The following is a 24,754-nucleotide window of genomic DNA, read 5'->3' as shown; positions in this document are numbered from 1 at the left end:
GAGACCTCCCTGAAGTCATGCTTGCTTCCATGGTCTGTTATCTCTGTACCTGAACGAGAGGGGCTCTTTGCTTACTCTTTTGGCCTGAAGGTTAAGCAGCAGGTGGACGACGAGGTGTCAGCAACAACCCGGTGGTTGTCCACAAACGCCTCATCGGCAAATTCGTCATTTAGATGTACATCGGAATGCTTGTCAATTTCAATCATGATCATGTCGGCCTGACAGACATTTTGTTCTCCCCAATAATTGCAGTTACTCACACTGCATTTCACATATGGCTTGGCTCCATTGGCCATTTGTCATCACCTCATCAACATTTTCTCCTTTCCACGAAAGGCGTATACACCCTGCGGCATGTTAGATGGTGTTAAACCATACAAAAAAAGAGATGCCGGTATCGGCATCCCCTGTTCACAGTATAAGGTTAAGCGTGTTTACGTTCAGATTGAAGACGGCGTTCTGTAAGGTAGTCGCTTTCGTAATAAGCCAGATCGTCACGCAGCTCTTCATAGGTTCGGGTAATGTTCAAAATGACATCTCTTACCGGACGAACCGGCTTCTTGCGGAAACGAATCGCGTCCTGACCTGTGTAAGCATAACGTCCATCCTCGGAATAGCTCTCGTTCTTCGGGTAGAAGAAGACGTTTATACAGCGGTGGTACACGTTATACAACGCCTTGTGTGCGAAATCCTCATCGAAGTTCGAACGGCGCTGCACAACACCCAGCTTCTCGTAAGAAACCTCAGAGAACGCAAGCAGATGGCGGAGATCGGAAAGAAATCCCTTGTAAAATTGAACAGTCTCTTCATCCTGGTCTGCGGCTAGCTGAGACAGGGTGTGTTCATTTAGAAATGGCTCGATCATGCTTATGGCGGATTTCAGTTTTTCCCTTGTCTCCGCACACAGATTCTGAAGATTGTCAGCTGGCATTACGGTTGCTCCCCCTTAATGTTACTGGCCGGTTGAGAGTAGAATTCTGCGGCCAATGTCATGTACTATCCTATCATAAATATGTCCATTTTTAAAATGCTTTCACGCCTAAATGTTGTCACTTGCTCAGCATGCTTATCCTTGTAGTAACCGCCTTCCGCCGCTCTGAAGCATAAAATTGCGTCTCAATCGTTACGCTAAAGGAAAAATGATGCCTGCGAGGTGACCTAAAGACCATGAAATCAAGCCGGATCTGGAGCTATGTAATGGCCGCTTCACTGCTGGGCCTGTCCCTCTTTTTTCTGCTTAGTCCTGATCCCGAACCTTCACAATCACAGCCGCATATGGAAAAAGCAGCTCAGCATGAGGAGGCCTCTCCTGCACAGGAAAAGACGATAAAGCTGTCTGCCCTGGAGGGAGATCTGGAGGTGACCGACCGGCTTAGCCGGATGGATACGAAGCAGCATCTCCAGTCGATGCTGAGCCATACACAGCTGCGAACTCCCCGGGCTGTGCGCGCCTTCCTGTCGGAGCATCAGCGCTCTCACCGCCGCTACGAAAGCCTGATCTGGGTTAACCTGAACAACGGCCATTCCGAGGAGGTGCTGCGTGACGGCTCCAGCCTCAAGCAAAGCAGCACCTCTTATCTCAAGTATATTAAGGAGGCCCGGCAGCAGCTGAAGCTGAACAAAGCCTATCAGTCCCCTTTATTTACTTCGGGACAAGACAGCTTTTACATTACAGCCGAGCCTTCTACAGATGGGTCCTTCGGAGCCATTGCCACGGTCAATCATATTGTCATGTCCCAGGTCAAGGATCATCAGCGTAAGAACCTGCGCCTGATTCCTTATCCGAAGGAGGGGATGTACAAAGTGGAATCCGTCCATAGTGATACCCTCCGGGACTTGACCGTAAAGACCGGTCATGACAACGAGAAGGCAAGCCATTATTACGAGAATGAAATTGTAGTTTCCTTCCGGGAGGACCTGGATCAGGGAGACATGCAGCAAATGATGAAGGATATTTCGGGGAAATCTCCTCGAAAGTTAGGATACGCTTATATATTTCAGTCTGCAAATATGACCTATCCTCAGCTGAAATCCTATTTTACAGAGAAGTGGACTCCGCTTTATGCCGAGCCCCATTATCTGTACCTGACCAACACGACGTCCAGTGCAGCGCCGAGCCAGAGAACCGAGAACAGCAATCTCCCGAATGACCTTCTCTTCTCCCAGTACCAGTGGAATCTCCCGGCCATCCAAACCCAGCAGGGCTGGGAGCTGTCCAAGGGAAGCGAGGATGTTGTCATTGCTGTGATCGACACGGGCGTTGACCTCCAGCATACCGATTTGAACGGGCGTCTCGTGGACGGCTATAACGTCGTTAACCCGGATCAATCTCCAAATGATGATGTCGGTCATGGCACACATGTAGCCGGCATCATCGGCGCCTTGATCAACAATGGCGAAGGCGTCGCCGGCATGAGCTGGTATAACAAGATCATGCCGATCAAAGCGCTGGACAGCAGCGGCTCGGGTACGACCTACGCAGTGGCTGAGGGGATAATCTGGGCCGTCGACCATGGTGCGAAAGTGATTAATATGAGCCTCGGCAACTATGCCGATTCTCAGTTTCTGCATGACGCCATCAAGTATGCTTATGACCGTGACTGCCTGCTCGTCGCGGCATCCGGCAATGACAATACCGAGCGCCCCGGCTTCCCTGCGGCATATCCCGAGGTGCTCGCGGTAGCAGCAACCAATCCGGATATGACGAGGGCTGAATATTCCAATTACGGCGACTACATTGACGTGACCGCGCCGGGTACGAACATTGCAAGCACCTATCCCGATAACCAGTATGCCGCCCTCTCCGGCACCTCCATGGCCAGTCCGCATGTAGCAGCCATAGCGGGCCTGATCCGATCGCTAAATCCGGAGCTGACGAACCGGGAGGTCATGGACCTGATGATTTCCCAGGCTCATGATCTGGGCGATCCCGGCAAAGACATATATTTTGGAAATGGCCAGGTTGATGTATTTCAATCCCTTCAGGCTGCGGACAGCAGTGAAGTGCCGCTGCAGCTATGGCCGCATCATGTCCTGAACCGGATGCAGGAAGAGATCAAGCGGCTAAACGGCTCTGTCAAGCCAACGGAATAACCCGTGCACACAGCAGCAGATGCCGTGATAAGATGATATGGCAGGTAGCCGCAATCTCCATCTGGAAGCAGCCTGGACCCCGCTCCTGTTATGGAGGGTTCCAGGCTGCTTTGTGTACATCTTTATCTCTTGCTGCGGGACTTGGATTTGCGTGACTTCCGGGAAGCTTTACCGGACACTGCTGCAGCGGCAACAGCCTCTCCTTCTGTATACGTATAAATATGCTGTTCTACAGGGACACAGTGAACTTTGTCAATAACCTGGATCGGGTGAATGACCGGTACAATCTGCGGGACATAATGGTCTCTGACGATGACAATCGGTTCACACACAATGGGAGATACCGGAGGACATACCGGCGGGCATGGTCTGGCCAGTGACATGCGGTTCAACTCCTTTCGATTGATGATACCAGCATATGCACGCAGGACAAAAGGGTATGGACACCTGTCCTTTACCAGCACGAAAAAGCGCTTGATCCTCCATGCAAGGATCAAGCGCTTTGTACATACATCAATCAGGCCGTTGCAGTTAGAAAAGTTTGCCGTAAGCCGGGTTCTGTGCTCTTCGTGGTCATAACGGGAACTACCCTGCCACCATAAGCGACAATCATCTATCTAGGCCGGTCATTACTGAACGGCTCCAGCGACCAACCTGAACGCGCCTCGGGCTAAGGCTGCCTTCTCGAAGAAGGCTGCGCTCCATTAGGTCTTGCTCCAGGTGGGGTTTACCAGGAATGAAGTCACCAGCATTCCTCGGGGTCTCTTACACCTCGGTTCCATCCTTGCCTGTGCCGCTGACGCGGCCATCGGCGGTCCATTTCTGTGGCACTATCCTTCAGCTCGCGCTGACTGGACGTTATCCAGCACCCTGCCCTGTGGAGCCCGGACTTTCCTCTCGCGGTTCTCACCGCCAGCGATTGTCTGTCAAACTTTTCGGACAACACTACATAGTATACAGCCTGGATGTGAGGGTTACAACCCTTAAAATCTCCCAATGTTTGCGGGAGTCAAACGCCATATCCAGATTACATGAAGCGGAACGGCTCGGTATTGATCCTGGACGCAGTTACCTTCGTGGCGGCGCCCTGCTGCTTCAGCTTCTCACTCAGCCAAAGGGCGACCTTCTCCTTCATAATCTTCTCTGCATTATGCCCGGGGTCAATGAGGCACAGACCGGCCGCGAGCGCGTCCAGGGCTGTATGGTAATCCACATCGCCGGTGACGAGCACATCAGCGCCCTTGAACATCGCCGCATGCATAAACTTGCCGCCGGACCCGCCAATTACAGCCGCCTTCCGGATCACCCTGCCCGGTTTCCCCACAACTCTGACATGAGGAACGTCTAACTGCTGCTTCACCACCTCGGCAAAATCCTCCAGGGTCATTTCCTGCCGCAGCTTTCCGGTACGGCCAAGGCCTAATGTGCGGCCCTTCAGCTCCAGCGGGTACAGATCATAAGCAACCTCCTCGTATGGGTGGTGCTTTAGCAAGGCCTGAACCACTTTTTTACGGATTCCGTCAGGAACAATGGTCTCCACTCTGACCTCGTCGACCCGCTCCAGCTTTCCCGGAGCTCCGATGAACGGAGAGCTGTCGGCTAAAGGCATAAAGGTACCAAAGCCCTCTGTATTGAAGCTACAGTGGCTGTACTGACCGAGATGACCGGCGCCGGCGTTCAGGACAGCATCCAGCACCTCCTGATGATGGCTCTTGGGGACAAAGGTTACCAGCTTGTACAGCGTTTCCGTATGCACCTCATGAATACTGACCGGATTTTGGATACCGAGCGCCTCGGCCATCCAGTCGTTCATCCCGCCTTCGGTAATGTCCAGATTCGTGTGGCTGATGTACACGGCAATATCATGCTTGATCAGCTTTTCGTAGATCCGCCCCATAGGGGTATCTGTCTGCAGGCCCTTCAACGGTCTGTAAATGATGGCATGATGCGCAATGATCAGATCTACACCCGCTGCCACAGCCTCATCCACCACTTCCTCTGTCACATCTAAAGCGATGAGAACATGAGAGATTTCCTTATTTAGACTTCCCAGCTGCAGCCCAATCCGGTCATCGGGCTCGGCTGCAGATTTCGGAGCCAGCTGCTCCATATGCTGAATTACGGTTTGTCCTTTCGCAAGCATGACAGCACCTCCTTGATCATGTGAATATGGTCCTTCAGCTCCTTAGCCTTGACCTCGGCTGTAGGTAACTGAGACTGCTCCACCATCGCCAGCACCCCTTCTGTCTTGCGCAGCTCCGAGCTCCATTTCTCAGCAAACACCGAGGTTGGTTGCTTGATCAAAATAGGCCCGAAGCGCAGCAGCCAATCGGCTGACAAGAGAATGCCGCAGTCCAGCGTATAATCCTGATACAGCATCCCGTTAGAGGACTCTGATCCTTCCTCAGGTACAGCCGTCAGCACTTCGTAGATTTTGCCATCTTCTTCAAGAATGCACTCATCCACCAGTACCCAGCCATGCGCCAGTAGCCATTTTCGCAAAATGTCCTCACCCACGTTCGGCTGCAGCACGAGACGGCTGACACCCTCCAGCTTGTCCATGCCGTTGTTCAGAATGGCCGCAATCAGGCTTCCGCCCATACCTGCAATCGTGATGACATCGGCTTCGCCAGGCTCAAGGACCTGAAGCCCGTCTCCTTTTCGAACAGATATCGAGCCGGCAAGGCCTTCCTGACGCACCTGTCTTTGAGCCGCCTCATAGGGGCCCTGATTAACCTCGCCCGCAATAGCGGAGACGCATACGCCTGCCTGAACGGCTGCCGATGGCAGCAGCGCATGATCCGAACCGATGTCGGCCATTCTGGAGCCTGCCGGGATCCGGTTCAGTATAGCTTGTAAACGATTTGAAAGTTTCATGATGGACTCCTTCCTTATTTGGTTTGCAATCGTGAAAGAAAAGAGCTAAAATTGATTCAAGCAAATCAAGGAATTAATTCCAAAAGAAGCAAGAAAATTCATCTCAGACCATCCACTCAGATGAAAAAAAGACCTGCTGCAACAATGCAGAAGGCCTCAAAGAACAGCGTTACTCGAGAAAATCCTTCAGACGCTTACTGCGGCTGGGATGACGAAGCTTGCGCAGTGCCTTTGCTTCAATCTGACGAATGCGCTCCCGCGTAACGCCAAATACCTTGCCCACTTCCTCCAGCGTCCGGGTACGGCCGTCATCCAGCCCGAAGCGAAGACGCAGCACGTTCTCTTCCCGCTCGGTCAACGTATCCAGGACATCCTCCAGCTGCTCCTTTAATAGCTCATAAGCCGCCGCGTCGGCTGGTGCCAGCGCTTCCTGATCCTCGATGAAGTCTCCCAGGTGGGAATCGTCCTCTTCACCAATCGGCGTTTCCAAAGACACCGGCTCCTGCGCGATCTTCATAATCTCCCGAACCTTCTCGACGCTCAACTCCATCTCAGCCGCAATCTCCTCCGGAGACGGCTCACGGCCCAGCTCCTGCAGTAGCTGTCTCGAGACGCGAATCAGCTTATTAATCGTTTCCACCATATGAACAGGAATACGAATGGTACGAGCCTGGTCGGCAATCGCCCGGGTAATCGCCTGACGAATCCACCAGGTTGCGTACGTACTGAATTTAAAGCCTTTTTCGTAATCGAATTTCTCAACGGCTTTAATCAAGCCCATATTACCCTCCTGAATTAGATCCAGGAACAGCATGCCACGTCCTACATATCGCTTGGCAATGCTGACTACGAGGCGAAGGTTGGCTTCAGCCAGACGGCGCTTGGCTTCCTCGTCCCCTTGATTAATGCGCTTCGCCAGCTCCACCTCATCGTCTGCGGACAGCAGCGGCACCCGGCCAATCTCCTTAAGGTACATGCGCACAGGATCATTGATCTTGATCCCGGGTGGTAGCGACAGGTCCTCATCAAAGCCGAAATCCTCACTATGGTTCTCTTCCGGATCGTCGGATTGGCGGCGCTCCCGGTCTTCATCGTTCTCATTTACAACCTCGATGCCCTGGTCGCCCAGCTGCTCGTAGAACTCCTCCATCTGTTCCGGGTCCTGATCAAATGGAGACAGCTTCTCCATAATATCTTTATAGCTAAGTACGGATCTTTTTTTACCCTGTTCAATCAATTGATCCTTGACTTGATCCAGCGTAAATTCCGTTTCTAGTTCAGTATGCTGATCCTTCGCCATTCTTTCGACTCCCTCCTCCCTAGAAACAATCAAGCATAGCCGTCACTGTCTCTCTAGGGCAATAATCTCACTTGCTATTTGGGCGGCTCGCAAAAAATCACCGGACCGTTCCGCTTTCATCATTTCTTCTTTCTTCTCGGCGATCTGTTTCTGCTTCGGATATTTGAGAACCTCACGGATGCAGTCATCCAGCACCTGAACATTCCACTCCTGCGGATTTTCCATCATCGAAATTGAGCTTACCGTTTTCTCTAATCGGTCATCATGAAGGGAAGACATAAACCGGCTGGGATCCGGCGGCTTGTTCTGCGCGTAATAAGCATATAGATAAGCAGCAATCGCCGCATGATCTTCAATGTTAAAAGCTTCGCCGAGATGCTCGCCCACATACCGGGCCGCCTCCTCATCCTGCAGCATTAAGGAGAGCAGCCTCCGTTCCGCGGCATGATAGGCCGGCAGCAGCGCCGGTGTGGCGATCTGCCCTTTTTTATGCCTACCATTATTCCACCTTTTGTCCGGATTATCCCCATGCTCGTTCATTTTTTGCATGGATTGGCGCAGCAAGTTGCAATCCTGCTTCAAGCTTTCATAAGACAGCTGAAGCTCGGTAGCCAATTCCCGCAAATATACCTCCCGCTCTGTTGAGGAGCTGAGCTCCGCAATGACCGGGAGCGCTTCACGGGTATAAGCGATTTTGCCCTGTTCTTCTAGCAGTATATGGTTTTTTTTCAGATATATAAGCTTGAATTTCGTGGAGGCCGCTGCGTTCTCCAGCACATGGCGGTAACGATCCCCGCCGTACTTCCGGTAATAATCATCCGGGTCCAGTCCGTCACCCAGCAGAGCAATCCTGACCTTCAGCCCGGCGCTCTCCAGCATAGGCAGCACCTTCATCGCCGCATTGAGTCCTGCCCGGTCTCCGTCATACGAAACAATGACTTCTTCAGCCATCGATTTCATCACCGAAATCTGCTGCTCTGTCAGGGAAGTGCCCATTGTAGCGACGACGTTCTGAAAACCCGCTTCCCAAGTCGAGATGACATCTCCATATCCCTCGCACAGAATGATCTGACGCTGCTTGCGGACAGACGTCTTGGCCTGATGTAAATTGTACAGTGTACGGCTCTTGTTAAACAGCAGGCTCTCGGGAGAGTTCAGGTACTTCGGCTGACCCTCTCCGAGGATCCTCCCCGCAAAAGCAATCACCCGTCCGTTGCGGTCATGAATCGGAAACATAATCCGGTTGCGGAACTTGTCTACATAGCCGTCACGGTCATGACGGGCAGAGAGCAGTCCGCCCTTCTCCATTTCCAGCAGGTCAAATTCCCGTTTCCCCAGAAACTGAACCAGCGTATCCCAGCGGTCAGGTGCAAAGCCGAGTCCGAATTGGTCAATCAGCTTGTCGTTGAAGCCCCGGGATCGAAGGTATGCCATGGCTTCTTGACCGTGCTGTGTATTCTTGAGCAAAAAATGATACAGCTTTGAGCACAGCTCGTACGCCTCATACAGCCTTTCCTTCTCCGGATTTCTTGGCACCGCGTGTGATGGAGATCCCTGCCCCTCCGGCAGTGCAATATCGCTTTCCTCCGCCATAATCCGAACGGCTTCCGGAAAGGAATAGCCTTCCATCTCCATTCTGAACTTAATGGAATTCCCGCCCTTTCCGCAGCCATAGCAGTAAAAAATCTGCCGTTCCGGCGTCACGGTAAAGGATGGCGTCTTCTCCGAATGAAAGGGACATAAGCCCTTCATGTATTTCCCTTGCTTGGACAACTGCACATATCTGCTTACCGTATCGACAATATCATTCCTGGCCAGTACCGACTCAATTACATCATCCGGAATACCGCCCTGTCCGGTAACCATTTGCAATCACCTTCATCTCTTTTAGCACGTAAATAATATTCGCTGTGCTTATACATTCTCCTGCAATGCCTTTAAAAGTTTTGTCAGTTTATGTTGAAAAATTTTTCGATCCTCTTCGGTCAGCTTGCGAGGTCCCTTGCCATAGTGTCCGGATTTTCTTGCTTTTGCCTTCTGATACCGCGTATCCAGCAGAAAATCAATATCCTGATCGCTGTATGTTCTCCCGCGAAAGGAGATCACATAACAGGACTTAGATAATGCCAGGGCGGCAAGCCCATAATCCTGGGTCACGACCACATCACCGCGGCGGATATGATTCGCAATATAAAGATCGGCGCTCTGGTCGCTGCGGTCTACCTGGATGACCGTGATGCCTTCTCCCGGCTCCTGCCGATGATCAAAGGAAGAGACAAGCAGCACGGGAAGTCCATGCTGCAGCGCGGTTTCGGCGATCTCCTTCTTTACGGGACAGGCGTCCCCGTCCACAACGATGCTTCTGGTTTCAGATATGCTCATTAGTCCTCACCAAGCCTCTATTCATCGTCCATGCTTCAATGTATTATATACGTCTTGGCCAGATAAAAATCCTTCTTCCGGAGAGAGCCGCCTGATTCTTCCAAAATCTATGGTCTCCCCTGAATAACGACAAGCGGCCGCCCCTTAGCAGGACCCCGCTTATCGCCACGCATTATTGAAGATCAGCCCAAGATTGCCTGATGGCTACCAGACCAGTTTCGTAAAGTCTGCGAATCTCTTCACATCGCCGTCAATGCCGGAGAGTAGTGCCAGACGATTCGTTTTGACAGCCTCATCCTCTGCCATAACCATAACATGATCAAAAAATTCGGTGATCGGCTTCTCCAGCCCGCCCAGCAGCTTCAATGCAGCTTCACCGTGAGATTGCTGGATCGCATCCAGATACTGCTCTCTGACGCTCTGCCAGGCCTCGTACAGCTCGGTTTCCTGGGTCTCCGCGAACAGCTCCGGATTTACTGCAAATTTGCCTGCCTTGGCAGCTAGATTGCTGACCCGGTTGAAGGATTCCACTGAAGATTTGAAGCCGCTGTTCTCCTGTACCTCTGTCATCAGCGCCTGACCGCGGGAAACGGCGGAGACGACCCCATCAAAGCCTGCCGAAATGACCGCATCCACGACATCATAGCGCTGATCCTCAGACAGCAGCTTTTTGACACGAAGGCCGAAGAAGTCCGTTAGATCCTTGCGGATTTCCTTCTCGGAGCGCTTGAGATCATGACGCTCTGCGTGCACGGCCAGCGCAATATCGAACACCTCCGACAGGGAGAGTGAAAGCTTGTGCTCCAGCACGATCTGCACAATACCTTGTGCCTGGCGGCGAAGTGCGTAAGGGTCCTGCGAGCCTGTCGGGATGATACCTATGGAGAAGCAGCCCGCAATCGTATCCATTTTGTCAGCGATGCTGACTACAGCTCCGATCATGCTGGCCGGTGCCTGATCGCCTGCAAAGCGAGGCTGATAATGCTGGAACACCGCTTTAGCTACAGCCTCCTGCTCCCCGGCCTTGCGGGCATAATCCTCGCCCATCACGCCCTGCAGCTCCGGAAATTCATACACCATTTGTGTCACGAGATCGAACTTGCAAATATCGGCAGCGCGGCTGACCTGGTCGCAGGAATCTGCTGTCAAGGACAGCCTGGATGCCAGCTGATCAGCAATACGACGAATCCGTCTGACCTTATCGCCAATCGTTCCCAGCTCCTCATGGAAGACGATGCTTTCCAGCTTGGAGAGCGCATCCTTGATGTTCAGCTTCTGATCTTCTTCGTAGAAAAACTTAGCATCGGACAGACGTGCACGCAGCACCTTCTCGTTCCCTTTGGCGATGACATCCAGCGAACGGCTGTCACCGCTGCGAACGGTGACGAAATAAGGCAGCAGGCTGCCTTCCTGATCCAGCACCGGGAAATAGCGCTGATGCTCTCTCATGGAGGTAATCAGCACATCCTGCGGAATGTTCAGGAAGGAAGGGTCAAAGCTTCCGTACAGCACCGTCGGCGTTTCAACCAGAAACAGCACTTCCTCCAGCAAATCCTCCTTCACAGCAATGTTCCAGCCCTTTTGGTCCGCCAGTGCCTCAATTTGCTCGGTAATCATCTGCTTGCGCTCTTCTACATCGACAATGACATGCTCCGCCCGAAGGACGTCGATATATTGTGATGCCTCGCTGATGACCGCTTCCTTCCCAAGGAAACGATGGCCGCGAGTCGTATTTCCTGCCTTCACTCCGGTTTTTTCAAGCTCGATGATGTCCGAGCCGTACAGGGCAGCCATCCATTTGATGGGACGGACAAACTTGAATTCATGCGTGCCCCACTTCATATTTTTGGGGAAGGTCATGGAGGTTAGAATGCCGAGCAGGCCCTCTGGCATCAGCTCCGCCGTCTCCACACCGATGCTGTTCTTGGTTACGTAAATGTATTCCACACCGCCAAGCTCTTTGAATGTGAAGCTGTCCGGATCCACGCCTTGGCTGCGGGCGAAGCCGAGTGCTGCCTTGCTCCACGCTCCCTGATCATCCAGGGCGATCTTCTTGGAAGGACCTTTGACCTCCTCGCTCATATCGCTCTGACGGTCCTGTGCCTCGTGAATGATCACAGCGAGACGCCTTGGTGTGGCATAGGCGGTGACTTCAGTGAAGCCGATGCGGGAAGCCTCCAGCCATTTCTGCGTCTTGTCCTTCAGTTGGTCCATAGCACTGCGCAGGAAGCGGGCAGGCACCTCTTCAAGCCCAATTTCAAACAGAATATTTCTAGGCATGGTCAGCCCCTCCTTTCTTGATTAACGGGAACCCGAGCTTCTCGCGCTCCTCGAGATACGTAGCCGCCACCTGACGGGCCAAGTTACGGACTCGCATAATATATCCGGTACGCTCCGTCACACTGATCGCCCCGCGTGCATCCAGCAGATTGAACGTATGGGAGCATTTCAGCACATAGTCATATGCAGGAAATACGAGCTGCTGACTCATCGCCTTGTTGGCCTCTTCCTCATACATGTTAAAGAGAGTGAACAGCATTTTTACATCAGACACTTCAAAAGTATATTTGGAATGCTCGAATTCCGGCTGATGGAAGACATCGCCATACGTAATGCCATGAACCCATTCCAGCTCGAATACATTCTCTTTGTCCTGAATATAAGAGGCAAGGCGCTCCAGGCCATATGTAATCTCGACCGCTACCGGATTGGCATCAATGCCGCCTACCTGCTGGAAATAGGTAAACTGCGTAATTTCCATACCATCCAGCCATACCTCCCAGCCCAGTCCCCAGGCTCCCAGAGTTGGGGCTTCCCAGTTGTCTTCAACAAAGCGGATGTCGTGGTCCAGCGGATTGATGCCCAGCCGCTCCAGGCTCTCCAGGTACAGCTCTTGAATATTGTCCGGAGACGGCTTGATAATAACCTGAAACTGGTGATGCTGATACAGCCGGTTCGGATTCTCGCCATAGCGGCCATCGGCCGGGCGGCGTGAAGGCTCTACATAGGCAACATTCCAGGGCTCGGGTCCGATTGAGCGCAGGTATGTCATGGGATTCATCGTCCCAGCACCCTTTTCCGTGTCATACGGCTGTACGATAATGCAGTTCTGCTCTGCCCAAAATTGCTGCAGCGTCAAAATCATTTGCTGAAAATTCATTCTCCACACTCCTTGTCTCATTGGATACGTCTCACTCATTTCTAGCCTCTGCACAACAAAAAGCTCCCGCCCTACGTCTGTTGTACAGACATAGGGACGAGAGCATCAGCTTCCCGCGGTTCCACCCTACTTGGTTCCTGCATGAGGAACCCACTTTATCCCTTCAAGATGCTCCCGGAATGCCATTTCGTGAAGACGATTCTGCCGGACTTTCACTGCCACCGGCTCGCTGAAGAGGATCGTGATCCACTACTTTTCCGATCAACGCATACACTACTGTGTGAAACTAAAAATATAACATATGATAACCAATTTTAATGATTTCGTCAAATATCATATTTGTCCATCTGGTCCAGAAAGCCTCTCGATTTCAATTTGAGCCCCAGCTGAATATCCATAAACGCGCGCATGGCCTCTTTGAGCTCAGCCTTAGTCTCCTCCTTGATGTCTATGCTGCCCAGCCTGCGAAGATCCAGCTGCGCAAACAGGCGAAGCACTCGGAGCGTTCTTGGCGCAATCGGCATAGCGGGAGGATCCAGATGCTTGCAATAGCGGCAGATGACTCCGCCAAGAGTAGGACTGAGCAGCAAATCCTCGTCCTTTCTTTCGTTCCCGCAGGATATGCACACCGAGAGCTCGGGGCCATATCCTGCGGCCTGCAGTATTTTCATCTCATACAGATTCAATATGACCTGTGGATCCTTATCCTCCTCCAGCGCTGACAAGCAGGCCTTCAGCTGATGAAACCAGAACGCCCCGGTCTCATCATCCTGCAGCACCCGGTCAAGCAGCTCGCAGGCGTAGGAGGAATATGCTGCCTTGATGAGATCGGCACGCAGCTTGTGATGGGACTCAATCAGCTCCCCGGCGTTCAAGGTCGCAAGGCCTGTACCATTTCGAAAATATACATATTCACCGTACGTAAAAAGCTGGGTCAAGGCAGCATGGCGGCTCTTCACTTTTTTTGCGCCGCGGACTAGAACCCCTACCTTACCCGCGACTTCGGTGCAAAGCGTAATAATTTTGTTCCCCTCGCCGTAATCCATGCTGCGGATGACGATGCCTTCCGCCCTGTGTAGCATGCCTGATCACCTAACCATTCCTGACGCAGCCAGAAATTATTCATGCTCCTCAAGCCCATCTGCCTCTTCACCTGAAAGAGCGTCCTCCGGCTCTTCCGGTATGCCGGTCTCCTTGTACAACAGATAAGCATCGACATCTCCTGTCATTGCAAAATACTTCCACGAAAAATCTCGCATTCGTATTCATCCTTTCCTCGGAAATGACGTCTCCCATCTACGAGGTTAGGATGTGCGCTGGACATCGTTTTATGATTAACAGTTGTTGGCAGGCTGCTCTATGATGAGTGAGGCTTCGGCAGAGGAGATGAACGCATCATTATTGTCCGCGGTGAAATCCGAGATCCCGGAGCACCCGATCCTGGTTGCGCCAATCTTTTTTAACCTTAACCCACAGCTCCAGGAATATCTTTGAGCCGAGCAGCTTTTGAATGTCCTGACGGGCCTGCTTGCCGACTTCCTTCAGCAGCGACCCCTGTTTACCGATAATAATCCCCTTCTGCGAATCCCTCTCCACAAAAATGACTGCCGAGATGTGAACGGTCCCATTGCTCTCTACCTTCATATCTTCGATTGTCACCGCAATAGAGTGCGGAACCTCTTCCCTTGTCATATGCAGAATTTTCTCGCGAATCAGCTCGGCACAGACGAACTGCTCCGGATGGTCGGTTATCTGATCCTCAGGATAATACTGCGGTCCCGGCGGAAGATATTTCTGAAGCTGATCCAGCAGCGTGTTCACGTTGTTGCCCTGCATGGCGGAGATCGGAATAATCTCGGCAAAATCATGCAGCTTGCGATACTCTTCAATAAGCGGCAAAAGCGCCTCCGGCTCAATCTTGTCGATCTTGTTCATAACCAGAATAACAGGCGTCTTTACCTTCTTCAGCTGCTCGGCGATAAACCGGTCACCGCCGCCAAAGCCCTCTGAGGCATCAATCAGAAACAGAACCGCCTCTACCTCTCCCAGCGTACCCAGCGCCGTCTGGTTCATGAAATCACCCAGCTTGGACTGGCGTTTGTGAATACCCGGCGTGTCCAGAAAGACAATCTGAGAGCTGTTGGTTGTGTATACCCCGTGAATCTTGTTCCGGGTAGTCTGCGGCTTGTCGGACATAATGGCAATTTTCTGCCCAATAACCTGGTTCATCAAGGTCGATTTCCCCACATTGGGCCTGCCGATTATGGCCACGAAGCCGGATTTAAACTGACTTTTATTCATAGCTTCCTCCAGTAAAAAAAACATTGTTGTTCAGGTCATCCGCGCAAAGCCCTGGTCCGCCGCCGACTCCATCATTACCAGGATGAGAGCCAGTCTGTGACAGGAACATAGAAAATGATGCACCCTGTCACCACGGCGAAGCCTGCCGTGACCAGCACCGCACCCGCCGCTGCATCCTTGGCCCGCTTCGCCAAAGGATGTGCCTCTGGAGAGACCAGATCCACCACAGCTTCCACCGCCGTATTTAACAGCTCGGCGGCCATGACCAGGCTCACTGCCAGCACCAGAAACAGCCACTGCACGGTCCCTACATTCAGCAAGGCCGCAGCAAGAAATACAATCGCTGCGGCGGCCAAATGGATTTTCATATGAGTCTCTGTTCTGATGGTTTGAAGAATACCCTCCAATGCATAGCGAAAGCTGGCTCTCAGGGAATACCTCGCCGGCTTCACTGCCGCGCCAGGCCGACCTTCTCCAGCACGGCCTCCTGCTTCGACATCATTTCCGCCTCACTGGCCTCATCCTGATGGTCATAGCCCAGCAGATGAAGAAATCCGTGCACGAACAGGAATCCGAGCTCGCGCTCCAGCGAGTGGCCGTATTCTTCGCTCTGCAGCTTGGCCTGGGGGACAGAGATGATAATATCGCCGAGCGAATCAGGAATCATCTGCTGCTCGTTCTCTTCATCCAGCTCGTAGATGATATGCAGCTCCTCATCGGTTTCCTCGTGCATGGCGAAGGACAATACGTCAGTAGGACGGTCAATGCCGCGGTATTCCTTGTTCAGCGCATGGATCTGCTCATTGTCTACAAAGGTCAGATCAACCTCCCCATCACTCACGCCCTCAGACAGCCCCGCCTGCTCCAAGATGCTCTCTAGCAGCGCAATCAGCTCATCATTGATGTCAAACTCATCCTGCTCATTATTCCAAACCAGCTGCAAGCTCATTCTCTGCAACGCTCCTTCACCTTGATGATCATTCCTGCTCCGCAGCCGGCTTGCCGGACTGTGCCTCGGCCGATTCCGGCTTGCTCTTCTTCATTTCCTCAGGATACTCAATCCGGGAATGGAAAATTCCCATGACGGTGGCCTTCAGCGTCTTCGCAATCACATCCAGCTCTTTCATCGTCAGATCACATTCATTAAACTGATTGTCATCCACCCGGCCCTTGATGATCTTCTCAATCATCGTCTCCACCTGCTCCACCGTAGGCTTCCGCAAAGAACGCACCGCAGCCTCAACGCTGTCGGCGATACCGACAATCGCGGCTTCCTTCGACTGCGCCTTCGGACCGGGATATCTGAAATCATCCTCAGTGAAATCCGGCTCGCTCCCCTGCTCCTGTGCCTGCTTCAACGCCTTGTGGTAGAAAAAATGCAGGAAGCTGGTTCCGTGATGCTGCTCTGCAATGTCGCGGATCGGCTTGGGCAGATTGTAATCCTTCTGCATTTCCACGCCATCCCGGGCATGGGCGACAATAATAGATTTGCTGAGCTTAGGCTCCAGCGAATCATGGGGATTCTCCATGTTGCTCTGATTCTCAATAAAATACATCGGGCGCTTTGTCTTGCCGACATCGTGGTAATAAGACCCCACCCGGCACAGCAGCCCGTCTGCGCCAATGGCCTCTGCCGCAGCCTCGGACAAATTGCCTACCATTACGCTGTGGTGATAGGTTCCCGGCGTTTCGGTCAGAAGCTTGCGCAGCAGCGGATGATTCGGATTGGACAGCTCCACCAGCTTCAGGGCGGACAAGATCCCGAAGGTCACTTCAAAAAATGGCATGAGGCCAATCACCAGCACAGCCGTTAAAATTCCGCTCGCTACAGCAAATGCCAGGGCGTACATGCTCTCGCTCCGGCTCCAGTCCGAATCGTGGACAAGCAGCAGGATAAGCACGGACAGCGCACCGAACAGAGATACCATAATACCGCCCTTCAGAAGAGCAGAGCGCTGACTGGCGCGGTGGATTGCGAACAACGCCACACAGGATGTGATGACCGCAAAAAAGCCAAAACGAAAATCAAACATCTGACTCTTGTCCACATTCAAAATTACACTGGACAGAATGCTGAATATAATGACGCTGAAATACGCAAGTCTCATATCCATCAGCAGCGTAACCAGAATGACCCCGATCGCTACTGGGGCCAGATAGCCGACATATACCCGTTCCTCGCTTTGCAGGAATCCGGCCAGATGCATACATATCAACGTAATGACATAGATCAGAACAAGCATCAAAATTTGTGAGTTGTTGTATTTGAATATATTAACATCAGACTGGCGGATGAACATGAGCAGACCCAGTGATAACAGGATGCTGAATAGCAGGAGGCCTACCTCCGGCCAGTAGGTAACCTCGTCCTTGAGCAGCCCGTTCTTACCCAGCAGGTCATACAGCTCCGGCGTAATCAGCTGCCCCTTTTGTACGAGGATATCCCCTTGCTTGATATAAACAGGAGGCGTATTCTCACGAGCCTCGACCTTGGCCTCCTTCGTGGCGACCTCATTATAGAACTTATTCGCCGTAATCACGAGCCGGGCAAGCTCCTGCACAACCTCTCTGGAGGTTCTGTCGCTGAGCGAGCTCGTGCTGACCAGCTCCGCTACCTTTGCTCTGGCTGTTTGCGCATCGACAATTTCATTCATCAGCCGGGACACAATGTCTCTGGCTACCGTCTTCATCTTCGATATTTCTTCAGGCTCCAGCCTTGGAATCTTGATGAACGTTTCCTCGGGCACCCGGTAGGCCTGCTGCTCGATCACAGTCTTCATCTCATCCAGCAGCTCATCCGGGTACCCTTCCGAGCCCTGGTTGCTGGAAATAAAGCTGTCTACAAATTCATCCACCCGCTGCGGAATTTCCTCGCGGTAGATAGAAATTTTATCTTGAACCGAGACCTCGTCCTGATTCAGCCGATCAATCCGCTCGAACAGTTGCTGCACAAGAATATCGTTACGAAGCGGGATATACGTATAGATCGGCTGAACCCTCTCCGCCGCTTCCTCCTGCGCCTTCAGCGTGGCCTTGCTGTCTTCAATCTGAGCCGGCGCCGGGATGCTCTTCTCGCTTCGCGTCCCGACCTGGATATCATATCGCTCCGGCAGCAGCTTGAGTGACAGACTGATATAAATCAGGAGTGCCAGCAGCAAAAATAGAATATAGCGTGTTGCCACGCTATATTTCCAGCCGTTATGACGAATAGACATGGACTTGTCCGTCGATGGTTTATTAGGAGCCATAGCGACAATCCCCTTTAAACTTGGTTTTCTGCAGCTTGATCATAGGCAACGATAATTTTTTGAACTAAAGAGTGCCGTACCACATCCTGCTCCGCAAAATACACAAAGCCGATATCCTCAATCTCCGAAAGGATGATCTTGGCTTCCACAAGTCCTGATTTCTTGCCCCGGGGCAGGTCAATCTGGGTAACGTCACCCGTAATGACCATCTTCGAGCCGAAGCCAAGCCGCGTCAGAAACATTTTCATCTGCTCCGGTGTTGTGTTCTGGGCTTCATCCAAAATAATAAAAGAATCGTCCAGCGTCCGACCGCGCATGTAGGCAAGCGGTGCAATCTCAATCAGACCTCTCTCCAGCGCCTTCGCTGTCTGATCCGGTCCCATCACATCATACAGTGCGTCATAAAGCGGCCTCAGGTAAGGATCTACCTTCTCCTGCAGGTCTCCGGGCAGAAAGCCCAGGCTTTCACCTGCTTCAACGGCAGGGCGGGTCAGCACGATACGCTTTACTGTCCCCTCCTTCAGCGCGGAAACCGCAAGCACAACGGCAAGATAGGTCTTGCCTGTACCGGCAGGGCCTACACCGAAGACGATGTCCTTCTTCTTGATCGTGGTGACATAATGCTTCTGGCCGATCGTCTTGACGCGAATAGGCTTGCCGCGGAACGTCGTTGTAATCTCGCCTTTATAAAGATCCAGCAGCTGGTCCGCACGCAAATCCATGGCAAGCTCAACGGCATACAGGACATCTCTCTCTGTCAGAATGTATCCGTTGCGGACGAGCTGCAGCAATACCTCAAACAGCTGCTGCAGGCTCTCCACATGGGCAGGCTCACCGGAAATCGTAATAACAGCCTCCCGTGAAGCGATTCTGGCAGGAATCCTGGATTCAATCATTTTTAGAAATGCATCCTGCGGCCCGAACAACGAAAGTCCTTCAGACGCGCTGTGCAAATGAATCTGAGTGCTGGTCGTTTGCTGTGACAAATAGCCTCAATCTCCTTGGTTATATACTATGGGAAGTTCTTTCGCGATGACCTCTTCCACCTCGAAAAGCACTTTCATATAAACTTTACCATTCTCTTTCTGATCATGCAAAATTTTTTGGCTCACCAGACGGCTATCCGGCCCATATTTTGCCAAAATATCCCGAAACGCGCTGGCCAGCCCTTCCTTCTTGGCCTCCTGCTCCGTCACAGTCTCCGTATTCTGACGCACCTCCATCTCTTTCTCTGTCATCCAACCCAGCGGAAGCGGATGATTGCGCCAGGTCAGCGGATCGTAAAGGGTCAATACCCTGCTGGATTCAAAAGGCATCTCGCCGTAGCCCCATAGCTGCACCGCCCGGTTGCCCAGCACCAGATAGGATCTTTTTTTGAATTCCCCGGTCAGCACATAACTTTTTTTCTCAAGGGGCACTTCAATCTCATATTCATGCCATACCAGGCCCTTAACCTCTCCCTTGGCGACCACCTGCTGATGATTCTCTTCATCGCCGAGCAGCCCGGAGATCAGAATATCCCCTTTCTTGACGCGGCTGTTAACCGCTACCTGAGGCAGTCCTTTTTCTGCATAAATTGACGTAACCACAGCATCGGCCGTGCTGACCAGATGGCGGGGGCTTTGCAGTGGAGACTTCTTGGGTACCGAGGCCTCCACCACCTGAATTGTAACGCTCGTCCCGTCTCTTTCAACCCCGACCCAGGAGGTGCCGGGCAGCTGAGCCGCCAGACTGGCTGAGAGCTTGTCCATGGACTTCAACCGGAAGATCCACTGATATGTGTACAGTCCCTCCTGCTTCGCAGCCTGCAGCACATCCTCTGTAGCCACCTTTTCATTTCCTTCCACCCGGATGCTCCATACCATAGAGGACATGAGCAGCAAGAGCGCGAAGAACACCACGATGCCAGCCGCAAAAATTTTTCGCCGCAGCAGGCGAGCTGCCCGAAACGGCAGCCCATGGCGTTCCAGGATGCGTGTTCGACAGCCTGTCCCTTTCAAAATCGGACGCAGCTCTTTAAAGTCAGAAAGCAGAAGCTTGAACGATGCCGACGCTGAGCCGGTGGGCTTCATCTCCCAGACCGGAATGCCCGCTTCGGTAATGGCATTAATAAAGGAAGACAGCTGCTCCCCCCGCACACTTACTTTCAAATATCCGCGGATTTGTATCATAGTCGGTATATTCAAGGCTTTTCCCCTCTTTCTATGTACTGAATACGCTCTACCCTTCCTTGCAGGGTAACCTCTGTGCTTTGGATGGCCCGAATGGACAGCTCCGTTCCTGTGATCTCTAAAGCACCCTGCGCCAGGGACAGGACAAGCTTATCGGATGAAAAGTGAATGACGCCTTTATGATTCTCGATATGAAGCTCATGATTGCCTATCAGGGTCAACCGCGGCAAGTCATACAGCAGATCCTGCGGCAAATCAAGAATTTCCTGGGTCCATCTCTGCAGCTTGCGGCTGATGCGGGACATAGGATGCCCTTCCCCCTTCCTGTACGTTACACCTTATGCCCGCACAGCCCTGATTATGCTACCGGACGCTGTTCCGCTTCTATCACTACGAACAAAAGCCGCTTGAGAAGTAGCTTCTCAAGCGGCTTGTTCATAACCTGTCGATATGTTTAGACTTATGGATTACCGGCGTCGGCCCAAGGGCCTCTTGGCCCGCGGAGGACCGAGAATTTCGGACCAGATCACGCCCTGCACGGCGCGCTCTTGCAGCTGAGACTTGCTCAGACCGCGTTCCTCCTGCATGCTGTCTTCCTCTTTCAAGGGCGACGGCCGCCGTAAAGCCGTTTGATCCAGCTCGGCGAATACGCCCTCAAGATCTCTCTGCATTTGGCGTTTTCTGTCGTCCAAGCCTTCGCTGACCTTCTGCGGGGACAGCTCCCTTGCAGCAGATTCCATTCTGGAAGCGGAATCCTCATACGGATTGCGGTACTCCTGCTGCTCATGGTATGGAGATACATACTCCTCTTCCCGGGTCTCCCGCCGAGATCTGCTGTCGTTCGTACTCTGGGCAACCTTCCCCGGCCCAGCATGCTGATCCGCTGGCTCCGCCCTCTTGGAAGGCTGACGCTCATTACGGCGTTCATTCCCAAAGGTTGGCATGCGGGTCGGCTTGTCATCACTCTTGCCAGACTTGCCGAGAAAGCTGAAGAGGAAATACCCTGCAATGGCAACGAGGTATAAGTTATCCAGGATCCATTCCATCAGGGCTCGCCTTCTTCCTACTTGTTATTGTTGGGGTCATTCTGAGAGTCAGAGCTTTCGCCGGTCTTCCCGAGCTGGCTCCGCATTTGCGTGTCGGCTTCAATGTTCTTCAGGTTCATGTAATCCATCACGCCCAGTTGTCCGCTGCGAAGCGCTTCAGACATAGCCAGCGGCACCTCGGACTCGGATTCGACCACGCGGGCTCTCATTTCGACAACCTTCGCCTTCATCTCCTGCTCCTGTGCAACCGCCATCGCCCGGCGTTCCTCAGCCTTGGCCTGGGCAATCCGCTTGTCGGCCTCTGCCTGCTCTGTCTGCAGGAAAGCACCAATATTCTTGCCTACATCCACGTCTGCAATATCAATGGAAAGAATCTCGAATGCCGTGCCGGCATCCAAGCCCTTCGACAGAACCGTACGGGAGATCAGGTCCGGATTCTCCAGAACGTCCTTATGAGTCGAAGAAGAACCGACAGTCGTTACGATACCTTCACCGACACGGGCAATGATGGTTTCTTCGCCTGCACCACCGACGAGGCGGTCGATATTGGCACGCACCGTTACCCGAGCTTTTACCTTCACTTCAATACCGTCTTTAGCGACTGCCGCGACAATCGGAGTCTCAATGACTCGTGGATTAACGCTCATTTGCACGGCCTGCAGTACATCGCGGCCGGCCAAGTCAATGGCAGCTGCCCGTTCAAACTCCAGCGGAATGTTCGCGCGCTGAGCTGCAATCAAGGCATTAACCACCCGGTCCACATTACCGCCGGCAAGATAATGACTCTCCAGCTGATTGATATTAAGGCCAAGCCCCGCCTTGGTTGCTTTAATCTGAGGGTTCACAATTCGGCTCGGTGTTACCCGGCGAAGCCGCATAGCCACGAGGGTAATGATGCTGATCCGCACACCGGATGCAATCGCCGAGATCCAAAGCATGAGCGGAAAGAAGCTGAAGAACACGCTCAGTAAAATAATCGCGACCACGCCGATAAAGATAACAGGGATGAGAGAATCGCTCCAATTCAAAGTGCATCTGCCTCCATACGTTATATTTGTTTGTTGATGGTTACCATTTTACCAAATTACAGCAGGTTATCAACCGCACCTCGTCAGGTTCCCCATAAACCTGGCACTAGATCGATTCCTCGGGAACCTGCTCCACGACAATCCGGGTACCGTCTGTTTTTAGAACACGGATGCTGCTGCCGGAAGGAATAAAGCCGCCGGCCGTAACTACGTCCATCCGTTGTCCGCCGATATCCGCGGTTCCGGAAGGGCGAAGCGGGGTGAGCGTAATCCCTGTCAGCCCTATCAATATATCCCGTTCCTGAACGGGAATATACCCGTTCTCCCGGGACAGGCTGTCGCTCAAAATAAACTTGTTCCAGATGCCGCGCTCCTTGAACACGAGTGCAACCACCACAATAGCAATCAGCGCACATACCGCTGCAATGCCTAAAGACCATGCGACATGAGTCGTTGTGTAGGCAGCCTGCACCACCCCGAATATAAGGCTGATCGAGCCAATGACGCCCAGTATGCCGAAGCTTGGCACGAACAGCTCCATGGCCAGCAGCGCAATTCCGATGACGAAGAGCAGCCACGTCTCCATCCCGGCAAAGCCGGCAACCGAATTTCCGAAGAAATAGAGCACGAAGCCGGTAATGCCCAGAACGCCCGGGATTCCAAAGCCAGGCACGATCAGTTCAATCAAAACGCCTGCAATGCCCATAAATAAGAGCAGCGTCATGACGAAGGGGTTCGTCAGAAAGCTCGCCAGCTTCTCGGAAAAGGTCAGCTCCATTTCGAACACTTCATTGCCGGAGAACCCCATGAACTCTATAACCTCATTCACAGTTCCGGCCATGGTATCGGAGTAGCCCACCTTCAATGCTTCCTCTGCCGACAGCGCAACAATGTCTCCAGCCTCCACAGTTCTTCCCAGCTCGGTTAATTCAACCGCCATCTTGGGATCCGCCATACCGGCAGCGATCTGCTCATTTCTCCCGCTGGATTCGGCAGCACTGACCATCTGGGCCTTCCACCAGGATACAAGCTTGGCATCTTCTACAGGATTTCCCATACCGTCTACCATGGATGCCGAGCCGATCATGCTGCCAGGAGCCATGGCTATTTTATCCGCGTTGAGCGCAATATAGCTGCCGGCAGAAGCCGCATCTCCCCGGATAAATGCAACCGTGGGAATATCCGTCTCTTGAAGCAGAGTACCGATCTCGCCCGCCGTGTCCACCCGGCCTCCCGGTGTGTCAATCTCCAGAACAATCAAGCCAGCATTCATCTCTTTAGCTTCTTGAAATGCCCGCTCCAGAAAGCTGCCGAGCCCCTGCTCGATCTGCTGCTTCACCGGAATGACATAAACAGCGCCGCTCTGGGCTGCAGCTTTGGCAGTCGCTGGACTCAGAAGCATGACACCGAAGACCAGGCTCCATAGCAATGACATTGCCAGCAGGCCTAAGCGCCGTTTTAGCACAGTCATTCTCATTAACTCCCCCTCCTCGTCAAATTTGCTTGCCACTTCCTTATTAATCTATATTGTGAACGGACACTTATGTTTATGTATAAGTCTCCAGGCACATTATACCTTACATACGTATGAACGCTCTTGAGGGTTTCACAAAATGCCCGATCAGGTCTCCAGGCTTACCTCTCTCAAAAAGAAAAAACATCCCTTGAATATTCAAGGGATGTTTACCTTATGTTATGACAGAAATTGCTGAACCACTTGATTCACTAGTTTTCCATCCGCGCGCCCTTTTACTTTAGGCATCAGGGCGCTCATCACTTTACCCATCTCGGCTTTTGAAGAAGCACCGGTTTCCTGGATGGTCTGCTGTACAATAACTTTAATTTCTTCTTCAGTAAGCTGATCCGGAAGGTAGGCGGTGAGGAGTTCAATTTCTGCTTTAGCATCGGCTGCAAGATCGTCACGACCCGCTTGTTCAAATTCCTGGAGGGCATCTTTGCGCTGTTTGATTTCACGACTTAAAATATCAAGCACTTCGTTGTCATCCAAACTTCTTTTCAAATCTATTTCAAGATTTTTAATCGTTGAACGAACCATTCGAATAGTGGAGAGCTTGAACTTGTCCTTGCTCTTCATCGCTTGCTTCATATCTTCGTTCAATCGTTCGCTAAGATTCATGCTAAGTTATA

24 protein-coding genes and 1 other RNA gene are annotated in these 24,754 nt (G+C 52.3%); 1 reads left to right on the top strand and 24 read right to left on the bottom strand.

The features are described from left to right. Positions 1-71 precede the first annotated feature (71 nt). A complete protein-coding gene (locus ACH6EH_RS09970; RefSeq protein ID WP_397332201.1) occupies positions 72-296 on the bottom strand; it encodes a DUF1540 domain-containing protein in 225 nt (74 codons plus the stop codon). 128 nt (positions 297-424) lie between these two features. Further along, complete coding sequence (locus ACH6EH_RS09965; RefSeq protein ID WP_397332200.1) at positions 425-931, bottom strand: YpuI family protein; 507 nt, start codon at positions 929-931, stop codon at positions 425-427. 236 nt (positions 932-1,167) lie between these two features. Here ACH6EH_RS09965 and ACH6EH_RS09960 point away from each other — a divergent pair, with 236 nt between their 5' ends. Continuing rightward, positions 1,168-3,093: a S8 family peptidase gene (locus ACH6EH_RS09960; protein WP_397332199.1), complete on the top strand. Its 1,926-nt coding sequence runs from the start codon at positions 1,168-1,170 to the stop codon at positions 3,091-3,093. A 122-nt stretch (positions 3,094-3,215) separates the two neighbouring features. Here the strand turns inward: ACH6EH_RS09960 and ACH6EH_RS09955 are convergent, their stop codons facing one another. From ACH6EH_RS09955 to ACH6EH_RS09850, 22 genes are all read right to left on the bottom strand, one after another. Then, the gene (locus tag ACH6EH_RS09955; protein ID WP_138225259.1) at positions 3,216-3,476 is read right to left on the bottom strand and encodes a hypothetical protein; all 261 of its coding nucleotides are present in this window, start codon (positions 3,474-3,476) and stop codon (positions 3,216-3,218) included. A 149-nt stretch (positions 3,477-3,625) separates the two neighbouring features. After that, an RNA gene (gene rnpB / locus ACH6EH_RS09950) (RNase P RNA component class A) lies at positions 3,626-4,028 on the bottom strand. Between the two features lie 92 nt (positions 4,029-4,120). Then, positions 4,121-5,236 carry a Nif3-like dinuclear metal center hexameric protein gene (locus ACH6EH_RS09945; RefSeq protein WP_397332198.1) on the bottom strand — a complete coding sequence of 372 codons (1,116 nt, stop codon included), beginning with the start codon at positions 5,234-5,236 and terminating at the stop codon, positions 4,121-4,123. Then, complete coding sequence (locus tag ACH6EH_RS09940; protein WP_397332197.1) at positions 5,212-5,970, bottom strand: tRNA (adenine(22)-N(1))-methyltransferase; 759 nt, start codon at positions 5,968-5,970, stop codon at positions 5,212-5,214. The genes ACH6EH_RS09945 and ACH6EH_RS09940 overlap by 25 nt, the downstream gene beginning before the upstream one ends. 169 nt (positions 5,971-6,139) lie before the next feature. Then, complete coding sequence (rpoD, locus tag ACH6EH_RS09935) at positions 6,140-7,270, bottom strand: RNA polymerase sigma factor RpoD (RefSeq protein ID WP_397332196.1); 1,131 nt, start codon at positions 7,268-7,270, stop codon at positions 6,140-6,142. Between the two features lie 42 nt (positions 7,271-7,312). Beyond that, positions 7,313-9,136, bottom strand: a complete 1,824-nt coding sequence (gene dnaG, locus ACH6EH_RS09930) for a DNA primase (protein ID WP_397332195.1) — start codon at positions 9,134-9,136, stop codon at positions 7,313-7,315. A gap of 48 nt (positions 9,137-9,184) precedes the next feature. Beyond that, positions 9,185-9,652, bottom strand: coding sequence for a YaiI/YqxD family protein (locus ACH6EH_RS09925; RefSeq protein ID WP_397332194.1), 468 nt, complete (start codon positions 9,650-9,652; stop codon positions 9,185-9,187). A 204-nt stretch (positions 9,653-9,856) separates the two neighbouring features. Continuing rightward, a complete protein-coding gene (glyS, locus tag ACH6EH_RS09920; protein ID WP_397332193.1) occupies positions 9,857-11,932 on the bottom strand; it encodes a glycine--tRNA ligase subunit beta in 2,076 nt (691 codons plus the stop codon). Continuing rightward, a complete protein-coding gene (glyQ, locus tag ACH6EH_RS09915; RefSeq protein WP_138225252.1) occupies positions 11,925-12,812 on the bottom strand; it encodes a glycine--tRNA ligase subunit alpha in 888 nt (295 codons plus the stop codon). Before glyQ ends, glyS begins: the two co-directional genes overlap by 8 nt. Positions 12,813-13,138: 326 nt before the next feature. Beyond that, positions 13,139-13,894, bottom strand: coding sequence for a DNA repair protein RecO (gene recO / locus ACH6EH_RS09910; protein ID WP_138225251.1), 756 nt, complete (start codon positions 13,892-13,894; stop codon positions 13,139-13,141). Positions 13,895-13,930: 36 nt separating this feature from the next. After that, positions 13,931-14,071 carry a YqzL family protein gene (locus tag ACH6EH_RS09905; RefSeq protein ID WP_138225250.1) on the bottom strand — a complete coding sequence of 47 codons (141 nt, stop codon included), beginning with the start codon at positions 14,069-14,071 and terminating at the stop codon, positions 13,931-13,933. A 139-nt stretch (positions 14,072-14,210) separates the two neighbouring features. Next, positions 14,211-15,113, bottom strand: a complete 903-nt coding sequence (gene era / locus ACH6EH_RS09900) for a GTPase Era (protein ID WP_138225249.1) — start codon at positions 15,111-15,113, stop codon at positions 14,211-14,213. A 74-nt stretch (positions 15,114-15,187) separates the two neighbouring features. After that, positions 15,188-15,565 (bottom strand): diacylglycerol kinase family protein, encoded by a 378-nt coding sequence (locus ACH6EH_RS09895; RefSeq protein WP_397332192.1) that lies wholly within the window; start codon positions 15,563-15,565, stop codon positions 15,188-15,190. Then, the gene (gene ybeY / locus ACH6EH_RS09890) at positions 15,562-16,062 is read right to left on the bottom strand and encodes an rRNA maturation RNase YbeY (protein ID WP_138225247.1); all 501 of its coding nucleotides are present in this window, start codon (positions 16,060-16,062) and stop codon (positions 15,562-15,564) included. Before ybeY ends, ACH6EH_RS09895 begins: the two co-directional genes overlap by 4 nt. A 28-nt stretch (positions 16,063-16,090) precedes the next feature. Beyond that, positions 16,091-18,361 carry an HD family phosphohydrolase gene (locus tag ACH6EH_RS09885; RefSeq protein WP_397332191.1) on the bottom strand — a complete coding sequence of 757 codons (2,271 nt, stop codon included), beginning with the start codon at positions 18,359-18,361 and terminating at the stop codon, positions 16,091-16,093. Between the two features lie 14 nt (positions 18,362-18,375). Further along, positions 18,376-19,347, bottom strand: coding sequence for a PhoH family protein (locus ACH6EH_RS09880; RefSeq protein WP_138225245.1), 972 nt, complete (start codon positions 19,345-19,347; stop codon positions 18,376-18,378). Positions 19,348-19,353: 6 nt separating this feature from the next. Then, a complete protein-coding gene (yqfD, locus tag ACH6EH_RS09875; protein WP_397332190.1) occupies positions 19,354-20,547 on the bottom strand; it encodes a sporulation protein YqfD in 1,194 nt (397 codons plus the stop codon). Continuing rightward, positions 20,544-20,837, bottom strand: coding sequence for a sporulation protein YqfC (yqfC, locus tag ACH6EH_RS09870; protein ID WP_397332189.1), 294 nt, complete (start codon positions 20,835-20,837; stop codon positions 20,544-20,546). Before yqfC ends, yqfD begins: the two co-directional genes overlap by 4 nt. A gap of 162 nt (positions 20,838-20,999) precedes the next feature. After that, positions 21,000-21,578, bottom strand: coding sequence for a hypothetical protein (locus ACH6EH_RS09865; RefSeq protein ID WP_397332188.1), 579 nt, complete (start codon positions 21,576-21,578; stop codon positions 21,000-21,002). Between the two features lie 17 nt (positions 21,579-21,595). Then, positions 21,596-22,606 carry a flotillin-like protein FloA gene (gene floA, locus ACH6EH_RS09860; RefSeq protein WP_397332187.1) on the bottom strand — a complete coding sequence of 337 codons (1,011 nt, stop codon included), beginning with the start codon at positions 22,604-22,606 and terminating at the stop codon, positions 21,596-21,598. A 106-nt stretch (positions 22,607-22,712) separates the two neighbouring features. Beyond that, positions 22,713-24,083: an NfeD family protein gene (locus tag ACH6EH_RS09855; RefSeq protein WP_397332186.1), complete on the bottom strand. Its 1,371-nt coding sequence runs from the start codon at positions 24,081-24,083 to the stop codon at positions 22,713-22,715. A gap of 216 nt (positions 24,084-24,299) precedes the next feature. Then, positions 24,300-24,743, bottom strand: coding sequence for a GatB/YqeY domain-containing protein (locus tag ACH6EH_RS09850; RefSeq protein ID WP_138225239.1), 444 nt, complete (start codon positions 24,741-24,743; stop codon positions 24,300-24,302). Positions 24,744-24,754 lie beyond the last annotated feature (11 nt).

It is taken from the genome of Paenibacillus sp. JSM ZJ436 (assembly GCF_044383795.1).
Taxonomy (GTDB): domain Bacteria; phylum Bacillota; class Bacilli; order Paenibacillales; family Paenibacillaceae; genus Paenibacillus_AQ; species Paenibacillus_AQ algicola.
Note: the sequence above shows the minus strand (reverse complement) of the source record. Positions and strands in the feature narration are given on the sequence as shown.